Genomic DNA, 20657 nt, shown 5'->3' with positions numbered 1-20657 from the left:
TATGGCCCCTCAGCCCGCCAAACCAAACCCGCGCAGCCCGTCGAGCACGAATTGCACCGCCAGCGCCGCCAAAAGCATCCCCAGAAGCCGCGTCACCACGTTGATCCCGACATTGCCAAGCGCGCGCTCCAAGAGCCCGCCCAGCAGGAACAGCACAAAGACCAGCGCCACCACCGACAGCATCACCCCGATCACCATCGCCAGCCCCTCGATACCCGGCCTGTCGCCGACCAGAAGGATCACCGTGGTGATCGAGCCGGGCCCGGCAATGAGCGGGATGGCCAGCGGAAAGATCGACGGATCGTCGCCCTCGTCCTCTTCGGCGGCGTCGGCCTGGCCCTTGCGGCGGCGCGAGCGCCGCTCGAACAGCATGTCGAGCGCGGTCAGGAACAGCAATATCCCCCCCGCGATGCGAAAGGCGGGCATGGAAATGCCGATGAAGCCCAGCACCGCCTCGCCGAAGGCCGCGAACACGATGATGATCAGCGCCCCGGCCACGCAGGCGCGGATCGCGATGGCGCGGCGGCGGGTGCTGTCCATGCCCTGCGTCAGCGCCACGAAAAGCGGCGTCATGCCGATAGGGTCGATGATGACGAAGAGCGCGACGAAGGCGGTGATCAGAAAGGCGGTATCCATTGCGGGCATGTCCTTGGCGGCTTTGAGGCGCGTTGCACCATGCCGGGGCGCGTTTGCCAAGGAAAATCTGGTCCGGGGCGCGGGGCGCGCGCGCTCGGTCAGGTCGTGCCGCCCCCCCCAAGCGCGCGCAGCACCTGCGGCAGGGTCTCGGGCAGGTCCTCGGCGATGAGGCCGGGGCCAAAGACGCGGGCGGCCTCGACATGGAGCCAGGCGGCACCCTCGGCGGCCTGCACCGGGGCCAGCCCCCGCGCCATCAGCCCGGTGATGATCCCCGCCAGCACATCGCCCGATCCGGCGGTGGCGAGCCACGGGGCGGCGCGGTCATACTGCGCCGCGTGGAGACTGCACCGCCCATCCGGCGCGGCGATCACGGTATCGGGGCCTTTCAGGAGCACCACGCAGCCCGCCCGCCGCGCAGCCGCGCGCGCCGCGTCCACCCTCGAATAGGCGGGCCCTTTGGTGGGCGGGGCCGCCAGCCGCGCGGCGAGATCGGGAAAGAGGCGCGCGAACTCGCCCTGATGGGGCGTGAGCACGCACGCCCCGTGCAGCATCGCGAACAGCGCGCCGGGATCATCCTCGAACGCCGTCAGCGCATCGGCATCCAGAACGGTGGCGCGGGGGTCCGCCCCGCCGCAGGCCACGGGCACCAGGTCGCGCGCCCGCGCAAGGCCCAGTCCGGGGCCAAGGCAGAGCGCGGTGATGCGGGGATCGGCCAGCATCGCGGCAAGCCCCGCGCCGTCCTCGACCCGCCGCAGCATCAGTGCGGCGATCTGGCAGGCCACCTCTTGCTGCGCGGACCCCGGCACGCCCAGCGTGACCACCCCTGCCCCGATCCTGAGCGCGGCACGCGCCGCCAGCCGCGCCGCGCCGGTGCGCCCTGCCCCGCCCGATACGATCAGCGCGTGGCCGTGGCGGTATTTATGCCCGCCCGCCCGCTTGGCGAGCGTTGCCGCGTCCGGCGCGGGGCAGAGCGTGATGGCCTCGGGCGCGCCCGGCGGCAGGCCGATATCGGCCACGCGCAGCACCCCGCAATGATCGGGGCCGTCAGCGAGGTAATGCCCCGGCTTGGCGCTGTGAAAACTCACCGTCAGATCGGCGCGCATCGCCGCGCCCAGCACCCGCCCGCTATCGGCGCAGAGCCCCGACGGGATGTCGATGGCCACGCAGCGCGCCGCGCGCCGCGCCACGGTCTCGCGCAACAGCCCCTCAAGCGGGCGCGTCAGCCCGGTGCCAAAGAGCGCATCGACCACCAGCGCGCCCTCCCCGATGTCCTGCGCCTCGGCGAGGGGGCGGGTTGCGCCGAGCGCCGACCACCGCTGGTAATTCGCCTTCGCGTCGGGCGGCAATTTCCCGGCCTCGCCGTAAAGGAACGCAGCCACCTCCCAGCCCCATTCCTTCAGCAATCGCGCGACAACGAAGCCGTCGCCGCCATTGTTGCCCGGCCCGCACAGCACCACCGCGCGCTGCGGCGCGCGGGCGAGGGCCGGCCACTCGTCGAACATTGCCGCGACCACGCCGCGCCCGGCGCGCTCCATCAACTCCATCCCGGTGACGCGACCCGCGCCGATCTCGGCCCCCTCAAGGGTGCGCATCTGCGCGGCGGTGAGCAGGTCTGTCATCGGCGGCTTCCTTCCATCCGTTCGGCGATTCAATTCTGCCCTGTTTCGCGGCATATTGCCTATTTTTTGAGCAATCATGGCAAAACCGGGCCGCCATCGGCCCGGTTGCCACCCTATCCGATTGCCGCCTCCTGCGGGAAGTGATTTGCACGGCTGCGAAACCGGTCAGGGAGGCTCCTTGCGATGAAAAAGATCGAGGCGATCATCAAGCCATTCAAGCTCGACGAGGTGAAGGAAGCCTTGCAGGAGGCGGGCATTCAGGGGCTTTCGGTGATCGAGGTCAAAGGGTTCGGCCGCCAGAAGGGCCATACCGAACTCTATCGCGGGGCCGAATATGTCGTGGACTTCCTGCCCAAGGTCAAGATCGACGTGGTCGTCGATGACGATCAGGTCGAGGGCGCGATCGAGGCCATCGTGGACGCGGCGCGCACCGACAAGATCGGCGACGGCAAGATCTTCGTCAGCCCTGTCGAGCAAGCCATCCGCATCCGCACCGGCGAGACCGGGCCGGACGCGCTCTGACACATCCAACAACCCATCAACATTCCACATAACGAAAGGGACAGGCGCATGAGCACCGACGCGCTTCTCAAGCTGATCAAGGACGAGGATATCGAATATGTCGATATCCGTTTCACCGACCCGCGCGGCAAGCTTCAGCACGTGACCGTGATCGCCGATCTGGTCGACGAGGATTTCATCGAAGAGGGGTTCATGTTCGACGGCTCCTCCATCGCCGGGTGGAAGAGCATCGAGGCCAGCGACATGAAGCTGATGCCCGATACCGACAGCGCCTATGTCGATCCGTTCTACGCCGAGAAAACGCTTTGCGTGCATTGCTCGGTGGTCGAGCCCGATACCGGCGAACCCTATGACCGCGATCCGCGCGGCACCGCGCAGAAGGCCGAGGCCTACCTGATCGCGAGCGGGATCGGCGATACGTCCTTCTTCGGGCCTGAGGCGGAATTCTTCATCTTCGACGATGTCCGCATCTCCAACAAGATCAACAAGGTCTCCTACGAGGTCGATGCCATCGACGGCTCGTGGAACACCGACACCGAATACGAGATGGGCAATACCGGCCACCGCCCCGGTCTCAAGGGCGGCTATTTCCCGGTCAACCCGATTGACGACGGTCAGGATATCCGCTCGGAAATGCTCTCGACGATGAAGCGTCTCGGCATGAAGGTGGACAAGCACCACCACGAGGTGGCGTCGTGCCAGCACGAGCTGGGCCTTATCTTCGGCACGCTGACCAAGCAGGCCGACGAGATGCAGAAATACAAATACGTCATCCACAACGTGGCGCAGGCCTATGGCAAGACCGCGACCTTCATGCCCAAGCCGATCTATGGCGACAACGGCACGGGGATGCATGTCAACATGTCGATCTGGAAGGACGGCAAGCCGCTGTTCGCGGGCGATAAATATGCCGATCTGAGCCAGGAGGCGCTGTGGTTCATCGGTGGTATCCTCAAGCACGCGAAAACGCTCAACGCCTTCACCAACCCCTCGACCAACAGCTACAAGCGGCTGATCCCCGGTTTCGAGGCACCGGTGCTGCGGGCCTATTCGGCGCGCAACCGTTCGGGCTGCATCCGTATCCCGTGGACCGAAAGCCCCAAGGCCAAGCGCGTCGAGGCCCGTTTCCCCGATCCTTCGGCCAACCCCTACCTGTGCTTTGCCGCGCTTCTGATGGCCGGGCTTGACGGGATCAAGTCGCGGATCGATCCGGGCGAGGCGATGGACAAGAACCTCTACGACCTGCCCGCCGAGGAGCTGGAAGGCATCCCCACCGTCTGCGGCAGCCTGCGCGAGGCGCTCGACGCGCTGCGCGCCGATCACGAGTTCCTGCTGGCGGGCGACGTGTTCACCCGCGACCAGATCGACGGCTATATCGCGCTCAAGATGGAAGAGATCGAACTTTACGAGCACACGCCGCACCCGGTCGAATTCCTGATGTATTACAGCTGCTAAGGCATGATCAGGGCAGATTTGGCCCGACTTACAACCCTGAGGCACCCCGACACCGGGGTGCCTTTTCTTATGCGGGCAAGCTGTTTCGCAGGTCGCGCCAATGTGATGTTTCCGAACATATTGCCTCAATGTATCCGCATTTGAAACAAACTGGGTGCCAATTTCCCTGTCAATTTCCATGGTGACCGAAAAACCGATAGGTGCCACCATGACCGATACGATCCAGAAGGTTCAGGCCGGGCTAGTATTCTTGGGTACAAAATCATTCGATATCGCCGCGATCACCTGCGGTATCGCCGATACGCTCGACCGGCTGGGCGAGCGGGTGGACGAGCGGCGTTGCGTAAGCGACACGCAGGCCATCTTGTGCGCACGCCACCTTGTCTGCCGGGTGCGCATAGCAGAGGGCCACCCGCTGCCCCGGCTCGATGACACCCCCGCCCATATCGTTGAGTTGCGCGTGGAAAAACAGGCCGGTGCCGGGGCGACGGCCGAGACGCTGATCGCCTATCTTCTGACCACGCTGCAAGCATCGCTCGCCCCCGATTACGTGCAATGGACCGATCCGCGCGCGGTGCTGACGCGGGCCGAGTTCCGCGCCGCGGTGGCCAATACCGCCGCGATGCCCGCGCCGATGCGCCCCAAGCCCGCCGCCCCCCGGCCCCGTCGCAACCGTCTGCCCGATGTCGAGGCGGCCTATGCGCAACTGCGCGCGAAAATGCCCGGCTTTGGCAAGGGCGGCGCCGAGGAGGCGCGGATCGACGCGCTGCGCGCGGCGTTCCGCGATCCCGACCCGGCCGAAGCCACGGCGATGGCGCAGCCAGACGACATCCGCGAGCCGACTGCGCCGCTGCGGCTCAGCGTCTGGATGATGACCGTGACGCTTGGTCTTTTTGCGCTGCCGGTCGCGGTGGCGCTTGCGATCATCAACTTGCTGCGCGGCGAGAACATGCGGCTGGCCGCGCATACCACGGCGCTGACCGGCATGTTCATGGTGCTGGCGACACATGGCCAGATCGCGCAAGCCGCGCAACTGGTCGGGGTGCTTGGCGGATGATCCGCGCAACCCCCCGATATCGCCGCGCGCAACGCCTTGTCCCAAGGCATCGGCGCGGTATGGTGGCGGTGTTCATGCACCGATCAGGAGAGTAACGATGTCAGTCACGTCCCCATGCGCCACGCCGCGCCGTTCTGCCCTTGGCCTCGCCGTCGCCCTGATGTTGGCCGGGCTCGGCACCGGGGCGGCAGGGGCCGCGCAATGCGGCGACACCGGCCACGGCTTTGACGCGTGGAAGCACGATTTCGCGCGCGAAGCCGCCGCCGAAGGTGTCGGACAGCGCGGGATCGACGCGCTGATGCGGGCCGGATACGCCCATGCCACCATCGCCGCCGACCGCAACCAGAAAAGCTTTCGCTACAGCCTTGAGAAGTTCATGGAGGTGCGCGGTGCCTCGGTCATCGTGTCACAAGGACGCCAGCGCCGGGCGCGCGACGCGGCCTTCTACGATGCGCTGGAGCGGCAATACGGCGTGCCCGCGGGCGTGCTGATCGCGATCCATGGGATGGAAACCGGCTTTGGCCGCTTCATGGGTGATACGTCGGTGGTCTCGGCCATTGTCACGCTGACATGGGATTGCCGCCGGTCGGAGTTCTTTCGCCCCCACGCGCTTGGCGCGCTCAAGCTGGTGGATCGCGGCGATATCACCCCCGCCACGCAGGGCGCGCGCCATGGCGAGCTGGGCCATACCCAGTTCCTGCCGGGCAACGCGCTGCGCTATGGCGTGGACGGCAATGGCGACGGGCAGGTGGATTTCTACAACCTGACCGACGCGATGGCCTCGACCGCCAATTTCCTGCGCGCCAAGGGCTGGCAGCCGGGGGGCGGCTATCAACCCGGCGAGCCGAATTTCGCGGTGATCGAGCAATGGAACGCCGCCGACGTCTATCAAAAGGCGATCGCCATCATGGCGGCACAGATCGACGGGCGCTGAGGCTGCGCAACAAGACGGTGAGACGGGCGTAAAGAGTGCATTTTGGGTTCCCTCCGTTTCAGGACAGGAGCAAGCCGAAAGGCAGATCATGAGCAGGCAATCTTACGGCGACATCGCCGCACTGGAATATCACGGCCCGCCGGGGATGGATTTCCCCGATATCGTCGAGGAATTCGACATCTCCTCGCACGGGCTTGCGACGCAGGTGCGCCGCCTGACATGGGACGGCGAGGATATCGCGCTCATCGACCGCGAGTCCGTGCGCATCGCGCTTGGCTGGTTGCCGCCCGAGCGCGAGGACCGGCCGCATTACCTTGTAATCGCCATCGGCCCGCCGCCCCGGCGCAAGGGACATTCACCCTTTGATCCAAACGCCTATAGCGTGCTGCTCGAGCGCGCGTTGGAGCGGTTGGGCGGCTACCTGCCCTTTGATGCGGTCTTGCGGGGCCCAAGCTCGCAGGCCGTGGGCACCTCGCTCATGGACCGGACCTTTGATCTTCTGGGCGCGACCGCGCCAAGGCTTACCTCGCAAGATTTCGAGACCGCGCGCCGCAAACGCGGCGAGGCGCGCAACGGCGCATGGCGCAAGGAGGCGATAGAGCCCACCGCCCTGCCCAATATCCCGTCGCAGCCGCTGCGCCTGACCGTGGTCACGCTGGGGCTGACGCTGTTCCTGCACGCCCCGCCCATCGGCGCGGCGCTGCTCGCCTATACCGCCCTGCGCGAGGCGCAGCCCCTCCTCAGCGCCTGAGGACGGGGCCGCGCAGAGACCCACGGATTACGCTTGCACCCGCGCCCGAATCCCCCTCACCTGTGAAAAAACGAGGGAGAAATTCATGCAAAGGATCAAGGCCGCCGTCTGCCACGCGTTCGGTGCCCCGCTCAGCATCGAGGACGTGGCCTTGCGCGCGCCGCAGGCTGGCGAGGTCGAGGTCGCGCTCGACGCCGTCGCCATATGCCATTCCGACATCACCTTCGCCGAGGGCGGCTGGGGCGGCTCGCTTCCGGCTGTCTATGGTCACGAGGCCGCAGGCCGCGTGCGCGGCATCGGCCCCGGCGTGACCGGCCTTGCCGAGGGGGATCCGGTCGTGGTGACGCTCATTCGCGCCTGCGGCCAATGCGCGCCTTGCGCCGGTGGCCGCCCCACGGGATGCGAGACGCCCTATGACGGCGATCACGGGCCGCTCTCCATGCCCGACGGCAGCAAGCTGCATCAGGCGATGGCCTGCGGTGCCTTTGCCGAGGCCGTCGTGGTCCATCACAGCCAGGTTGTGCGCCTGTCCGAGGGCATCGACATGGCCGCCGCCTCGCTTCTGGCCTGCGGCGTCATCACCGGGGTGGGCGCGGTGGTGAACGCCGCCGGGTTGCGCGCCGGGCAGGACGTGGTCGTAATCGGCGCGGGCGGGGTTGGCCTCAACGCCATTCAGGGCGCACGCATCGCGGGCGCGCGCCGCATCGTGGCCGTCGACATGACCGAGGACAAGCTCGCCGTGGCGCGCGACTTCGGCGCCACCGACGGCGTGCTTGCGACCCAGGACAAGCCGTGGCGCGCGGCCAAGGCCGCCATGGGGCGCGGCGCGGATGCGGTTTTCGTCACCGTGGGCGCGGCGCGCGCCTATGACGAGGCCCCGCGCTACCTTGCCGGGGGTGGCAAGATGGTCATGGTCGGCATGCCCCATTCGGGCGCGACAAGCCGCTACGAGGCCGCCAGTTTCGCCGCCGCCGGTCAGGCGATGATCGGCTCCAAGATGGGCGAGACGGTGATCCGCCGCGATATCCCCTGGATGGTCGATCTCTACAGGCAGGGGCGGCTCAAGCTCGACGAATTGATCTCGGGCCGGTGGCGGCTCGACCAGATCAACGAAGCGATTGCCGATACCAAATCCGGCGCGGCCAAGCGCAACGTAATCGTGTTTGACTGACCGGCCCACCCGGCGCGTCGCGCGGCCATAGCAGGAGGCAATGATGAAACTCGCCGATCTCGATATCATCGTGACCGCCCCCCCGGCACCGGGCTGGGGCGGGCGCTACTGGATATTGGTCAAGCTTACCACCGATGACGGGATCACCGGCTGGGGCGAATGCTATGCCACCTCCGTAGGCCCCGAGGCGATGCGCGGCGTGATCGAGGATGTGTTTTCGCGCCACATGGCGGGGGAAAATCCTGAAAACGTTGAAAAAATGTTCCGCCGCGCCTATTCCTCGGGCTTCACCGGGCGGCCCGATCTGACGGTGATGGGGGCCTTCTCGGGGCTGGAAATCGCCTGCTGGGATATCCTTGGCAAGGCGCGGGGGCGGCCGGTCTGGGCGCTTCTGGGCGGGCGGATGAACGAGCGCATCCGCGCCTATACCTATCTCTACCCCCTGCCCCATCACGATCTTACCGCGTTCTGGACCTCGCCCGACATGGCCGCCGAAAGCGCGCTTGACGCGCTGGACCGGGGATATACCGCGATCAAGTTCGACCCCGCCGGCCCCTACACGATGCGCGGGGGGCATATGCCGGCGCTCTCGGACATATCGCTTTCGGTGGCGTTCTGCCGCGCCATCCGCGAGGCGGTGGGCGACCGCGCCGATCTGCTCTTTGGCACTCACGGGCAATTCACCCCCGCCGGTGCGATCCGGCTGGGGCAGGCGCTGGAGCCGTATTCGCCGCTCTGGTTCGAAGAGCCGGTTCCGCCGGATAACGTTGACTACATGGCCCGCGTCGCCCGCGCCGTGCGCATCCCCGTGGCCACCGGCGAGCGGCTCACGACCAAGGCCGAATTTGCCGCCGTGCTGCGCGCCGGGGCCGCCGAGATCCTGCAACCCGCGCTTGGCCGCTCAGGAGGCATCTGGGAGGCCAAGAAGATCGCCGCCATCGCCGAGGCGCATGGCGCGCAAATGGCCCCGCATCTTTATGCCGGGCCGGTGGAATGGGCCGCCAACGTGGCCCTGGCGGCGTCGATCCCCAATATCCTGATGGTCGAGAGCATCGAGACGCCGTATCACGACGCGCTCATCCGGGGCGGCATCCGCGTCGAGGGCGGGTTCATCACCCCGCCCGAGGCCCCCGGCCTTGGCATCGAGGTGGACGAGGCATTGGCACGCGCGCATCCCTATACCGGCACCGGCCTGCATCTCGAAATGCAGGACGCACCCTGCGACTATGTGCATGGCAACAGTTTTGCCGGGGGCGCGCCGCTCAAACAGGGGTGAGGGGCGGTGGCGGAAAGCTTTCCCCCTGCCCCCGCTCGGACACGAGGCACGCCGTTGGCGTGACGGGCGGGCCCTGTTGCAACGGTGCAGTTCCCTGATAACTCGGATTTATTCGGCGACCATATAGCAACATGCTCCGAGCGGCGCGAAATCGCCGTCTCGCGGCCTTTTTCATGCGCCTTTTGTCGGGCTAGACTGCCCCCATGATCGTGACGCACGCACTTTCCCCGCTCTCTCACCGGGCGCTGCGCCTTGGCCTTCTGCTCGGGGCCGAGGCGGTGGTGCTGGTGGCGGCATTCCAGGTCATGACCGATCTGGAATGCCGCGCGACGGGGATCGAGGCTGCGTGTCGCGGTCTGCGCTGGGCGGGGCTGTGGGTGATCTGCGCGGCCTCGCTCGTGGGGGTGTGGCTCTGGGCGCGGCCCGAGGCGCGCGTGGCCTTCGGACGCATGGCCGATGAGGGCGCGGGCGGGTGGCGCTGGGCGCTGGTGCACGCGCTCGGGCTGGCGTTGGTGGCCGCACCGCTTCTGGCGGTGCCCGAAGGGGCGATGAACGCCCGATTCGCGACGGTGTTCCCGGTGCTGTGCGCGGGCGCGGCGCTGGCCGTGCTGGGCGGGGTCATGTGGCTGGCGCGCCCGGCGGCGTGGCGCGCATGGCTCGTGGGGCGGGGCTGGTCGCTGGCGGCGATCACGGGCTTTGCCGCCGCTTTGCCGGGCGTCGTGGTTCTGGCCGGGCCGCTCTGGACGGTGCAGGCGCTGACCGATCTGACCTTCATCGCGGTCTATCTGCTGTTGCGGCTCTTCTCGGACGCGGTCGAGGTCTATCCCGATGCGCTTGTGATCGGGGCAGAGGGGTTTCTGGTCGAGGTTGCCGATACCTGTTCGGGGATCGAGGGGCTGGTGCTCATCACCGCGTTTCTGGGCCTGTATACCGTGCTCTTTCGCGACGAGTTGCGCCTGCGGCGGATGTGGCTGGTGATCTGGCCGCTTGCCTTGCTGGCAAGCTGGTGCTTCAACACGATCCGCATCACCGCGCTCATTCTCATCGGGGCGCATGTCTCGCCTGAACTGGCGGTGAACGGGTTTCACAGTTTTGCGGGCTGGATCATGTTCACCGTGCTGGCGGTGAGCGTGCTCGTCGTCGTGAACCGCAGCCGGTACGCGCTTCAGGCGGCGGCGGTGCCGCTGGCGCGGAGCGCCGCGCCGACCGCCCCGGCAGAGGATGACGTAATCGCGCGGATCGCGCCGTTCATCGTATTCGCGCTGTCAGGGATGATCGCGCAGGCGTTTTGGGCCGATCCGGCGCTGGGTTATCCGGTGCAGGTGGCGATGATGGCGGGGGTGCTGTGGTGGGCGCGCCATGCCGTTGCGCGGCTCATGGCGCAACCCTCGGCGCTGTCGCTGCTGGCGGGGGGCGCGGTGGGGGTGACCTGGGTGCTGAGCGCAGGCCCGCCCTCGCCCCTGTCGGAGGGGCTGGCGGCGCTCTCGGGCGCGGGCTTGGCGGCCTGGGCGGTGCTGCGGGTGCTGGGCACCGTGGCGCTGGTGCCGGTGATCGAGGAGATGTTCTTTCGCGGCTATGTGCAGGCGCGGCTTGACCGGGGCACATGGCCGAGCCGGGTGCTGGCGGTCGCAGTGTCGGCCGCGCTCTTTGCCGCGCTGCACGGTCGCTGGCTTGAGGCCGGACTGGCGGGGGTGATGTTCTCGCTACTTTACATGCGCAATGGGCGGCTGGCAGATGCCATCGCCGCCCATGCCAGTGCCAATGCACTGATCGCTGCCGTCGCCCTTTGGAGGGGTGATTTCGCGCTGATCTGAGCGTTTGAGCATGTCGCATTCACGCGCCTTGCTCAAACCTATCTATTTCGCATGTTCGAGAAGCTCAAACCGGTTCCCACTTTTGAGCAACATGCTTTCTAGGCTCAGGAGCGCGCGCGACGGCGGCGTTTGACTTCCCAGACGAGCGCAAGCGCCGCGAGCACGACCGCGATGGCCAGAATGCCGCTCGATGCGTCCATCTCGGGCACGGACGAGGATGTTCCGTCATGGCTGCCGCCGCCATACCCGCCGAAAAAGTAACTCCACATGATGCAATCTCCTGCTTTACCTGCCGCCCGATGCCGACACCGTCAATGCGCCAAGTTTTCGACGATTTTTCGCCATATTTCAAGCTTTGTAAGGTTTTGCGTCATCTGCGTCAACGACGCGGCAGGTGGGCGGGGGATTGTTTCCCATCTGCGGGTGTTTTGGCGGATATTGCGCACAATCTCCGCCTTTAAGGGCGCAGGCGCGCGCGACTCACTCTGCCGCGCGCAGCACCGTGGCGGAGTCTTCGGGCCGTGGCGCGGGAGGGGAGGTCTCGGCGTCATCGCCCGCCTCGTCGCGTTCGTCCGGCCAGATCAGTTCGGTTTGCCGCGCCCGTCGCGCGGCGCGCGCCAGCGCCCAGTCGCGGGCCACGGCGCTCGAGCGGCCCAGCGACAGCGCCGCCAGCCCCTGCGCCATCCACAGAACATAGGTCGTGGCCCAGACGCGTAGCGCCAGCATCGCGGGCGTGAAGACAAGCGTCAGCACCGTCGCGATGCCAAGGCCGAAGACCACCGCCGTGGCCAGTTGTTTCCACCACAGCGCGGTGGGGCTATCGAAGGCATAGCCGCCATTCACGAAATCGAGGCTGAGGCCGAACATCATCGGCGCAAGCCCCGCCATCGTCGTGATCGTCGTGAGCAGCACCGGGCGGATGCGATCCTGCGCGGTGCGGGTGATCGCGGAAATGCGCGGCATGTATTGGGCATATTCCTGGTAGGTGTCGATCAGCACAATATTGTTGTTCACCACGATCCCCGCCAGCGCCACGATCCCGGTGCCGGTCATGATGATCGAAAACGGCTGGTTCATCACCAGCATTCCGACCAGAACCCCCGCAGTCGAGAGCACCACCGCCAGCAGCACGAGAACCGCGTTATAGACGCTGTTGAACTGCGCCAGAAGGATGATGAACATGAGGCCCAGCGCGCCGGCAAAGGCCTTTTGCAGGAACTCGCCCGATTCCTTCTGATCCTCGGCATCGCCGGTCCATTCATAGCTGATCCCCGGCGGCAGCACGCCGGATGAGAGCCACTCGGTCAGCCGCTCGATGCGCTCGTTGGCGGTAAGCGGCACCTCGCGGGTCTGCCCGTCCGCGCCGGTCACCGTGGCGGTCAGCCCGCTTTGCACCGCCGCCTTGACGTCGAAGAACCGGGTCTGGTCGATGCGGTCGATCTGGGCAAGCTGCGCCACCGGGGTGCGGGTGATGAATGACGAGAGCGGCACAAGGCCATGCTCGGTGCGCACCTTCAGCGTGTCGAGCGTCGAAAGCACGCGGTCCCCCTCGGGCAGGCGCACGCGGATCTCGAGCTCCTCATCGCTGTTTTCCACGCGCATGGTGTCGAGCAGGATGCCGCGCGTGACAAGCTGCACCATCGCGCCCACCGTCGCCACATCGGCCCCGAACCGGCCCGCGCGCACCACATCCACCTCGATCTGCCAGTCGATACCCGGCAGCGGCAGCGTGTCCTCGATCTGGTAGAGGCCCTCGGTCGCCTCGAACCGCGCGCGCGCCTGCTCGGTAAAACTCTTGAGTTGTTGCCAGTCATCGCCACGGATGCGCAGATGCACCGGCTTGGCCGAGGCCGGTCCGCGCGACTGCGCGAGGATCTCGAACTTGATGCCGGGGATCTGCTCCAGCGCGGCGGTCAGGTCGTCGATCACGCGGTTGCCGTCATAGGCGGGATCGACCACGCTGCGCCGCACCGCGACATCAATCAGCGGTATGGTGAACCATGTCTCGGTGGTCTGCGGGCGGTCCTCCCAGGGGATGGTCTCGAACTGCACCTGCCCGATCGTGTCGCGCGGCGGTTGGGCACCGCCGGTATTGCTGTCAAGCCCGCCCTCGCCGGCAAAGGCAAAGGCGGTCGTGACGCCGGGATGGGCGCGCACGATATCCTCGACCTGGCGCACCAGCGCGTCCTTCTGGCCGATCGACAGGTTGCCGCGGCCGCGCACATAGACGATGGCCTGCTCCGGCTCGGTATCGACAAAGAATTGCGTGCCCTTGTTGTTTCCGGTGTAGAACATGAGCACCGAGCCCACCAGCACGAACACCGCGCCAAAGGCCACCAGCGGCATCACCGGGTTGCCCACGATGGCATGGATCACCCAGCCAAAGGCAGAGCGGCGATAGCCCGCCTGCACGCGCGCGCGGCGTCCGGGCATCACCCGCCGCCCCAGCGCCCGCACCCCGTTGCCAAACCGGCGCGGCACGGCCAGAAGCCCCAGAAACACCGCCACAACCCCCGCGACGCCCACAGCCAGAACCGCCACCGCGCCAAGGCCAAGGGCGAACACCGTCGCCAGCACCGGGATCACCGAGCCGAGGATGTCGCCGCCATCCATGCCCGCAAATTGCACGCTGACCTCGCCCAGCACCACCGGCAGCGTGCGCCCCGCCAGCATCATTGCCCCCCCCGCTAGCGGCAAGAGCGCCACATGCCACAGCCAGAAGCCGCCCGCGATGGTGCCGATGCGCTGCTCGAACCACTGCTCCAGCCGCCCGGTGACGCCGCCCAGAACCGGCAGGTAAACCAGTGCCACCAGAAGCGAGGCCGACAGCACGAAGATGAGTGTGACCGGCAGCATCCCCATGAACTGCCCCGGCACGCCGGGCCAGAACAGCATCGGCAGAAAGGCGCAAAGCGTGGTCGCGGTCGAGCTGACCACCGGCCAGAACATGCGCTTGGCAGCGGCGACATAGGCGTGCATCGGCCCCTCGCCATCGGCGATGCGCTTGTCGGCATATTCCACCACCACGATGGCCCCGTCCACCAGCATCCCCACCGCGAGGATGAGGCCGAACATCACGATATTGGAAACCGTCACCCCCATCACCGCCAAGAGCGCAAAGCACAGCAGGAACGAGGTCGGGATCGCGAAGCCCACCAGCAGGGCGGGGCGGATGCCAAGCGCCGCCAGCGTCACGATCATCACCAGCGCGATGGCCGTCAGAACCGAGCCTTCAAGCTGGCTCACCATCGAGCCGACGGTGCGCGACTGGTCGTTGGAGGTGCCTACGTTGACCGCGACGCGCAATTCCTCGGGCCATGACTTTTCCGCCTCGGCCACCGCCGCGCGCACCATGTCGGCGGTCTCGATGATGTTGAAGCCCTTGCGCTTGACCACCTGCAACGCCACCGTCGTCTCGCCGTTGAAGCGCGCGGTGCCGGTGCGGTCCTCGAAGGTGAGGTTGATGGTCGCCAGATCGCCCAGCCGCACGATGCGGTCGCCATTGGTCTTGATCGGCAAGTCGTAGATATCGCGGGTTTCCTCGAACGAGGACGGGATCTTGACCGCGAAAGTGCCTTGCGCGGTATCCACCTCGCCTGCGGGGATAAGCTGGTTGTTGTTGCGCACCACGTTGACGAATTCGGCCACCGTGATGTTGTAGGCCTCGAGCCGGAGCGGATCGATCACGACATCCACCATCTCGTCGCGGTCGCCCGCGATGCCCGCCTCCAGGATCGGCTCCATCCCTTCGAGACGGTCCTGAAGATCGCGTGCGAGGCGAAACATCGTGCGCTCGGGCACCGGGCCGGACAGGTTGACGATGATGATCGGGAATTCGCTGAAATTCACCTCGTTGAGGGTGTATTTCTCGAACCCGTCGGGGAATTCGGCCTCGGCGGTATCCATCGCGTCGCGCACATCGGCGAGGATCTTGGTCTTGTCCCAGCCGAATTCGAATTCCAGCGCGACGCCGCCGTAATTCTCGGCTGCGGTGCCGGTCATCTCCTTGAGCCCGTCGAGATCGCTCAGCTCGGCCTCCATCGGCTTCACGAGCAGCTTTTCGCTATCCTCGGCGGAAATGCCGGGGAACGGCACCGAGATGAAGAGCGCCGGGATCTCGATATCCGGCTCGCCCTCCTTGGGCAGGCCGATATAGGCCATCGTGCCGGCAAGGACCGACAGCACCACGAAGGCCAGCACCATCCGCGCCCGCGACGCGGCCCAATCGACGATCCCGGTCATTGGCCAAGCTCGCGGTAGACCGGCGCGACGGTGACGCCCGCGCGCACATATTCCTGCCCGATCACGATGATATCGGCGCGCTCCGGCAGCCCGGTCAGCCACACCCCCACGGGCGTGTCGCGCAAGAGCGTGACCGGGGTAAAGGCCACGCGATTGCCCTCTTCCACCACGCGCAGGCCCAGCGTGCCCTCGTCATCGAGCGTCAGCGCCGATTGCGGCACCAGATGTGCCGATTTGCCCGCTGCGGCGATGGCGATCTCGACGGTTTCGCCGTCGCGTATGGCAAGATCTGGGTTGGGCACGGTCACATCTACGCGGAAGGTGCGCGTGCTCTCGTCGGCAGAGCGTGACACGAACGTCACCTCGCCCGCAGCCTCCTTGCCCGATGTGGTGCGCCCGCTGGCCTTGGCCCCAAGCTTCACCCGCGCCACGTCGGTCTCGGACACAAAGCCCACCAGCGTCATCGGATCGAGCCGCAGCACCGTGGCACAAAGCGCGCCGGTCTGAAGCAGGCTGCCTAACTCGGCGGTATCGGTTTCAAGCACGCCGCCAAAGGGCGCATGGATGGTCAGGCGCTTGATCTCTTCTTCTGCGGCGGTGACGGCGGCGCGCGCCGATTCGATGTTGGCGCGGGCAGATTCAAGCCCCGACGTGGCCGCCTCGACACCCGCCTCGGCAGAGCGCAGCGCGGCGCGGGTCGCGGCCACGCGGGTCTTGGAGGCATAGCCGCTGCCGACAAGGCCGGTTGCCGCGCGGTAATTGATCTGCGCTTCCTCGACTTCGGCGCGGGCCTCTTCAAGCCGGGCGCGCGCCTCGGGCACGCCTGCCTGCGCCTCTGCCAGCCGCGCCTCGGCCTCGGCCAGCGCCGCCTGCCGCGCAGCGGGGTCGAGCCGACAGAGCAGGTCGCCGGTCTCGACAAACGCGCCACGTTTCAACGGCTCCGAGATCACCAGCCCCGATGTCTCGGCGCGCAGCGCAACGGTGCGGTCGGCCTCGGTGCGCCCGCGCGCCACCACCGCGCTGTCCACCTCGCGCGCCTCAGAGCGCTGCACCACCACGCGCATCACCGCCGCGTCACCGGTCGTATCGGGCGTGGCGCTCGCCTCCTCGGGCGCGGCCGGGGCGGGGGCGGGCAGCAAGGCCACAAGGCGCTCGCGCTCGAACACGAAGGCATAGATGGCCGCGCTGACCAACAGGGATATGAGGATCGGGAACAAGCGCATGAACACTCTTTCAAACGGATTTAGGCGGCACGCAAGCGCGCAGCCTACCAGCGTATGAAGTTCATACGCTGAACCAACCAGTTCAGATTAAACTTTTCCCGGACTTTCGACAAGCGTGTTCTCGCGCGCGATCCCGGCCCCTTGGCAGCGCAGGGCCGACAGGGTAAGAGGGGCGAAAATCCGGCAGGGGGTGCGGCGTGAGCGATAGCGACAGTTTCATCGACGAGGTGACCGAAGAGGTGCGCCGCGACCGGCTGTTCCGGCTCATGCGCCGCTATGGCTGGATCGGGATCATGGCGGTGGTGCTTCTGGTGGGCGGCGCGGCGTGGAACGAGTGGCGCAAGGCGCAGGCACGCGCCGAGGCGGAGGCGTTCGGCGATGCGGTGCTTGCGGCGCTGGCGGCGCCCGAGGGCGCGGGCCGCGCCACCGCGCTCGATGCGGTGGCGGCACCAGGGCCGGGGGCCGACGCGGTGGCCGGGTTGCTGGCCGCGGCAGAGCGCGCGGCGCAGGATGCGCCGGGCGCGGCCACGCGGCTGCTCGCGCTCGCAGATCGCGGCGACGTGCCCGCCATTTACCGCGATATCGCCACTCTCAAGGCGGTGGCCCTGCCCGGTGCCGGGCTGGATGCCGAGACGCGCCGCGCGCGGCTTGCGCCGCTGGCCGCGCGACAAGGGCTGATCCGGCTTCTGGCCGAGGAGCAACTGGCGATGATCGACATCGAGACCGGTGCCCGCGCCGAGGCGATTGAGCGGCTTGGCGCGCTCGCGGTGGATGCCGAGGCAACGCCGCCCTTGCGCCGCCGCGTGGCGCAGGCGATTGTGGCGCTGGGCGAGGATGTGCCGGAAATTCCGGGCCAGACGGTGGATGCGGCGGTGGATGCCGGGATCACGCAGTGATCGCGCATCACGTGCAAGGCGATAGATGGGGGCGGCAGTGGTGACGGCGAAAACGGTTCTTCTGGCAATGGCGGCGGCGCTCGCCCTTGCAGGCTGCGCAAAAAAGGATCCGATCCTTCCCGGCCCGCGCGAGAATATCCGCGACGTGCTCCAGAGCGAGGCGCGGCGCGCGCAGGGCAGCGAGGCGCTGGTCAATCGCGCCCTGCCGCTGTCGCTGACCGCGCCCGTGGCCAACCCCGACTGGCCGCAACGCCCCGGCACGCCCGCAACCCGCACCGCGCATCCCGCGCTGTCGCAGGCCCCCGCACTGGCGTGGTCGGTGGGCATCGGCAAGGGAGATGGCCGCCGCGTGCGCCTCTCTGCCGATCCGGTGGTGGCGGGGGGGCGCATTTTCACCCTCGATGCCGAGACTACGGTTTCGGCGGTGTCAAACTCGGGGGCGCTTTTGTGGTCCACCGATCTCACCCCGCCCAATGACAGTTCCGACAATGCCAGCGGCGGCGGGCTGGCCTATGGCGGCGGGCGGCTTTTCGTCACCTCTGCCTTTGGGGCGGTGACCGCGCTTGACGCGAAAACCGGCGCGGTGCTCTGGCAGCAGGATATCGACGCGCCCACCACCACGGCCCCGTCATTCTATGAGGGGCTGGTTTACGCGGTGGCGGGTGACGAGGTGGCCTGGGTGCTCGACGCCGAAACCGGGCGCGTGCGCTGGCAACTTTCGGGCACGCCCGATATCCATAACGTTCTCGGCGGGCCTGCGCCCGCGATCACCGACCGCTATGCCGTGTTTGCCTTTGGCGCGGGCGAGGTGCAGGGCGCGTTCCGCCGGGGCGGGCTGCATCTGTGGGATGCGCAGATCGCGGGCGAGCGCGGCGGGCTGGCAAGCGCGCGGGTGCGCGACATCACCGGCGATCCGCTGGTGGTGGGCGACCGCGTCTTTGTGGGCACCCATTCGGGCCGCATGGTGGCGCTCAGCCTTGGCAGCGGCAAACGCCTCTGGACCGCCGACGAGGGCCCGCTCAACCCGGTCTGGCCCGCGGGTGGATCGCTCTTCCTGGTGAGCGACCGAAACGAGCTTATCCGCCTCTCGGCAGAGGACGGTGCCCGCATCTGGGGCCATGCCCTGCCGCTTTTCACCGCGCGCAAGCCCAAGCGGCAGGCCGGGATCGTCGGCCATTACGGCCCCGTTCTGGCGGGCGGGCAGCTTGTGGTGGCCTCGGCGGATGGCAAACTTCGGCTTTACGATCCGGTCTCGGGGCGCCCCACGCGCACGGTCGATCTTCCGGGCGGGGCGGCAAGCAACCCGGTGGTGGCGGGCGGCACGCTCTACGTACTGTCGAAGAAGGGGCAGCTTCTGGCTTTCCGTTGACGCCGCGATCGGCTATCACGCATCTCTGACCGTGAGCGGAGCCGCGACATGTCCTTTACCCTCGCCATCGTGGGCCGCCCCAATGTGGGCAAATCCACGCTGTTCAACCGACTTGTCGGCAAGCGCCTGGCGCTGGTCGATGATACCCCCGGCGTCACCCGCGACCTGCGCGAGGGCGCGGCCCGGCTGGGCGATCTGCGCTTTACCGTGATCGACACGGCAGGGCTTGAGGATGCCACCGATGACAGCCTCGAGGGACGGATGCGGCGGTTGACCGAGCGGGCGGTGGACATGGCCGATGTGTGCCTTTTCGTGATCGACGCGCGCGCAGGCGTGACCCCGATCGACGAGATTTTCGCCGATATCCTGCGCAAGCGCTCGGGCCATGTCATCCTCGCCGCCAACAAGGCCGAGGGCGCTGCGGCCGATCCCGGCATATTCGAATCCTACGGTCTGGGCCTTGGCGATCCCATCGCGCTCTCGGCAGAGCATGGCGAGGGGATGAACGACCTTTACGCACGGCTCATGCCGCTGGCCGATCTCTACGCCGCCCGCGCCGAGGCCGAGATGCCAGAGATCGACGTCGCGCTTGACGAGGACGAGGCCGAGGATGACGAGACCGTGCCCGCCTATCGCCGCCCCACGCCCGAGCGCCCGCTTCAGGTGGCGGTGGTGGGCCGGCCCAATGCCGGGAAATCCACCCTCATCAACACCATCCTTGGCGAAGAGCGGCTTTTGACCGGCCCCGAGGCCGGGATCACCCGCGATGCGATCTCGCTGCGGCTCGATTGGGACGGGCTGCCGGTGCGGCTGTTTGATACCGCCGGGATGCGCAAGAAGGCCCGCGTGCAGGGCAAGCTTGAAAAGCTGTCGGTCGCCGACGGGCTGCGCGCGGTCAAGTTCGCCGAGGTGGTGGTGGTGCTGCTCGACGCCGAGATCCCGTTCGAGACGCAGGATCTGCGCATCGCCGACCTGGCCGAGCGCGAGGGCCGCGCGGTGGTGGTGGCCGTGAACAAATGGGATATCGAGGAGGACCGGCAGGGCAAGCTGCACGCGCTCAAGGAGGCGTTCGAGCGGCTCTTGCCGCAACTGCGCGGCGCGCCGCTGGTGACGGTCTCGGCCAAGACCGGCAAGGGGCTGGACCGGCTCCGCGCGGCGGTGGAAAAGGCTCACGAGGTCTGGAATCGCCGGGTGCCGACGGCACAGCTCAACCGCTGGCTGGCGGGGATGATCGAACAGCACCCGCCCCCCGCGCCCGGCGGGCGGCGCATCAAGCTGCGCTACATGACCCAGGCCAAGACCCGTCCGCCCGGTTTCGTGGTGATGTGCTCGCATCCCGACAAGATGCCCGAAAGCTATCGTCGCTACCTCGTCGGCGGGTTGCGCACCGATTTCGATATGCCGGGCACGCCCATTCGCCTGCACCTGCGCAGCCAGTCCGACAAGAACCCCTACAAGGGCAAGAAGACACCGGGCCCGTCGCGCCTGCGCAAGCATTTGAATTAGGGATCATCGCCTGATGCAAACGGGCTTGGTGCTGCGCGGGGGAACACTCGGGGCCTGCTGCTGCCATTCGCCTCCTGCCCCGCGCGGGGCAAGGCGCGCTTGCGCGCCGCCGCGCGAGCGCCCGACCGCCCAGCATGGCAGGCCGGGTCATCCTTGGGCAACATCAATCAGATGTCGAACACCGAA

The 20657-nt window shown here is 67.4% G+C and carries 16 protein-coding genes; 11 read left to right on the top strand and 5 right to left on the bottom strand.

The genetic code is table 11. The annotated features are described in order from the left end of the window. Nucleotides 1–9 precede the first annotated feature (9 nt). Nucleotides 10–636 (bottom strand): MarC family protein, encoded by a 627-nt coding sequence (locus tag ABIE58_RS12990; RefSeq protein ID WP_354545148.1) that lies wholly within the window; start codon nt 634–636, stop codon nt 10–12. A 98-nt stretch (nt 637–734) separates the two neighbouring features. Continuing rightward, nucleotides 735–2255, bottom strand: coding sequence for an NAD(P)H-hydrate dehydratase (locus tag ABIE58_RS12985; RefSeq protein WP_354545147.1), 1521 nt, complete (start codon nt 2253–2255; stop codon nt 735–737). Nucleotides 2256–2438: 183 nt separating this feature from the next. Between ABIE58_RS12985 and ABIE58_RS12980 the strand changes: the two genes are divergently transcribed. The 8 genes from ABIE58_RS12980 to xrtE all read left to right on the top strand — a co-directional run bounded on the left by ABIE58_RS12980 (nt 2439) and on the right by xrtE (nt 11235). Further along, nucleotides 2439–2777 (top strand): P-II family nitrogen regulator, encoded by a 339-nt coding sequence (locus tag ABIE58_RS12980; protein ID WP_354545146.1) that lies wholly within the window; start codon nt 2439–2441, stop codon nt 2775–2777. A gap of 48 nt (nt 2778–2825) precedes the next feature. Beyond that, complete coding sequence (gene glnA / locus ABIE58_RS12975) at nt 2826–4232, top strand: type I glutamate--ammonia ligase (RefSeq protein WP_354545145.1); 1407 nt, start codon at nt 2826–2828, stop codon at nt 4230–4232. A 178-nt stretch (nt 4233–4410) separates the two neighbouring features. After that, on the top strand, nt 4411–5289 hold the full coding sequence (locus ABIE58_RS12970) for a hypothetical protein (protein WP_354545144.1): 879 nt from the start codon (nt 4411–4413) through the stop codon (nt 5287–5289). 160 nt (nt 5290–5449) lie between these two features. Next, nucleotides 5450–6223 (top strand): lytic murein transglycosylase, encoded by a 774-nt coding sequence (locus ABIE58_RS12965; protein ID WP_354545193.1) that lies wholly within the window; start codon nt 5450–5452, stop codon nt 6221–6223. An 88-nt stretch (nt 6224–6311) separates the two neighbouring features. Further along, nucleotides 6312–6974 (top strand): hypothetical protein, encoded by a 663-nt coding sequence (locus ABIE58_RS12960; RefSeq protein WP_354545143.1) that lies wholly within the window; start codon nt 6312–6314, stop codon nt 6972–6974. A gap of 85 nt (nt 6975–7059) precedes the next feature. After that, a complete protein-coding gene (locus ABIE58_RS12955; RefSeq protein WP_354545142.1) occupies nt 7060–8145 on the top strand; it encodes a zinc-binding dehydrogenase in 1086 nt (361 codons plus the stop codon). A 43-nt stretch (nt 8146–8188) separates the two neighbouring features. After that, a complete protein-coding gene (locus ABIE58_RS12950; protein ID WP_354545141.1) occupies nt 8189–9421 on the top strand; it encodes a mandelate racemase/muconate lactonizing enzyme family protein in 1233 nt (410 codons plus the stop codon). A gap of 203 nt (nt 9422–9624) precedes the next feature. Beyond that, a complete protein-coding gene (gene xrtE / locus ABIE58_RS12945) occupies nt 9625–11235 on the top strand; it encodes an exosortase E/protease, VPEID-CTERM system (protein ID WP_354545140.1) in 1611 nt (536 codons plus the stop codon). A 104-nt stretch (nt 11236–11339) separates the two neighbouring features. Here xrtE and ABIE58_RS12940 read toward each other — a convergent pair whose 3' ends face one another. The 3 genes from ABIE58_RS12940 to ABIE58_RS12930 form a co-directional block, all read right to left on the bottom strand. Then, complete coding sequence (locus tag ABIE58_RS12940; protein ID WP_354545139.1) at nt 11340–11504, bottom strand: VPEID-CTERM sorting domain-containing protein; 165 nt, start codon at nt 11502–11504, stop codon at nt 11340–11342. Between the two features lie 211 nt (nt 11505–11715). After that, nucleotides 11716–15477: an efflux RND transporter permease subunit gene (locus ABIE58_RS12935; RefSeq protein ID WP_354545138.1), complete on the bottom strand. Its 3762-nt coding sequence runs from the start codon at nt 15475–15477 to the stop codon at nt 11716–11718. Further along, the gene (locus ABIE58_RS12930) at nt 15474–16700 is read right to left on the bottom strand and encodes an efflux RND transporter periplasmic adaptor subunit (protein WP_354545137.1); all 1227 of its coding nucleotides are present in this window, start codon (nt 16698–16700) and stop codon (nt 15474–15476) included. Before ABIE58_RS12930 ends, ABIE58_RS12935 begins: the two co-directional genes overlap by 4 nt. A 197-nt stretch (nt 16701–16897) precedes the next feature. Here ABIE58_RS12930 and ABIE58_RS12925 point away from each other — a divergent pair, with 197 nt between their 5' ends. The 3 genes from ABIE58_RS12925 to der are packed head-to-tail and all read left to right on the top strand — an operon-like array spanning nt 16898 to nt 20471. Further along, the gene (locus ABIE58_RS12925) at nt 16898–17596 is read left to right on the top strand and encodes a tetratricopeptide repeat protein (RefSeq protein ID WP_354545136.1); all 699 of its coding nucleotides are present in this window, start codon (nt 16898–16900) and stop codon (nt 17594–17596) included. Nucleotides 17597–17621: 25 nt separating this feature from the next. After that, nucleotides 17622–18965 carry a PQQ-like beta-propeller repeat protein gene (locus tag ABIE58_RS12920; protein ID WP_354545135.1) on the top strand — a complete coding sequence of 448 codons (1344 nt, stop codon included), beginning with the start codon at nt 17622–17624 and terminating at the stop codon, nt 18963–18965. A gap of 48 nt (nt 18966–19013) precedes the next feature. Further along, entirely contained in the window at nt 19014–20471 is a 1458-nt protein-coding gene (gene der, locus ABIE58_RS12915; protein ID WP_354545134.1) for a ribosome biogenesis GTPase Der, read from the top strand. The last annotated feature ends 186 nt before the right edge of the window (nt 20472–20657 follow it).

Origin of the sequence: Roseovarius sp. MBR-78 (assembly GCF_040547535.1) — a bacterium.
Taxonomy (GTDB): Bacteria; Pseudomonadota; Alphaproteobacteria; order Rhodobacterales; family Rhodobacteraceae; genus Roseovarius.
The sequence above is the reverse complement of the archived record's forward strand: the minus strand, read 5'-3'. Positions and strand labels throughout refer to the sequence as shown.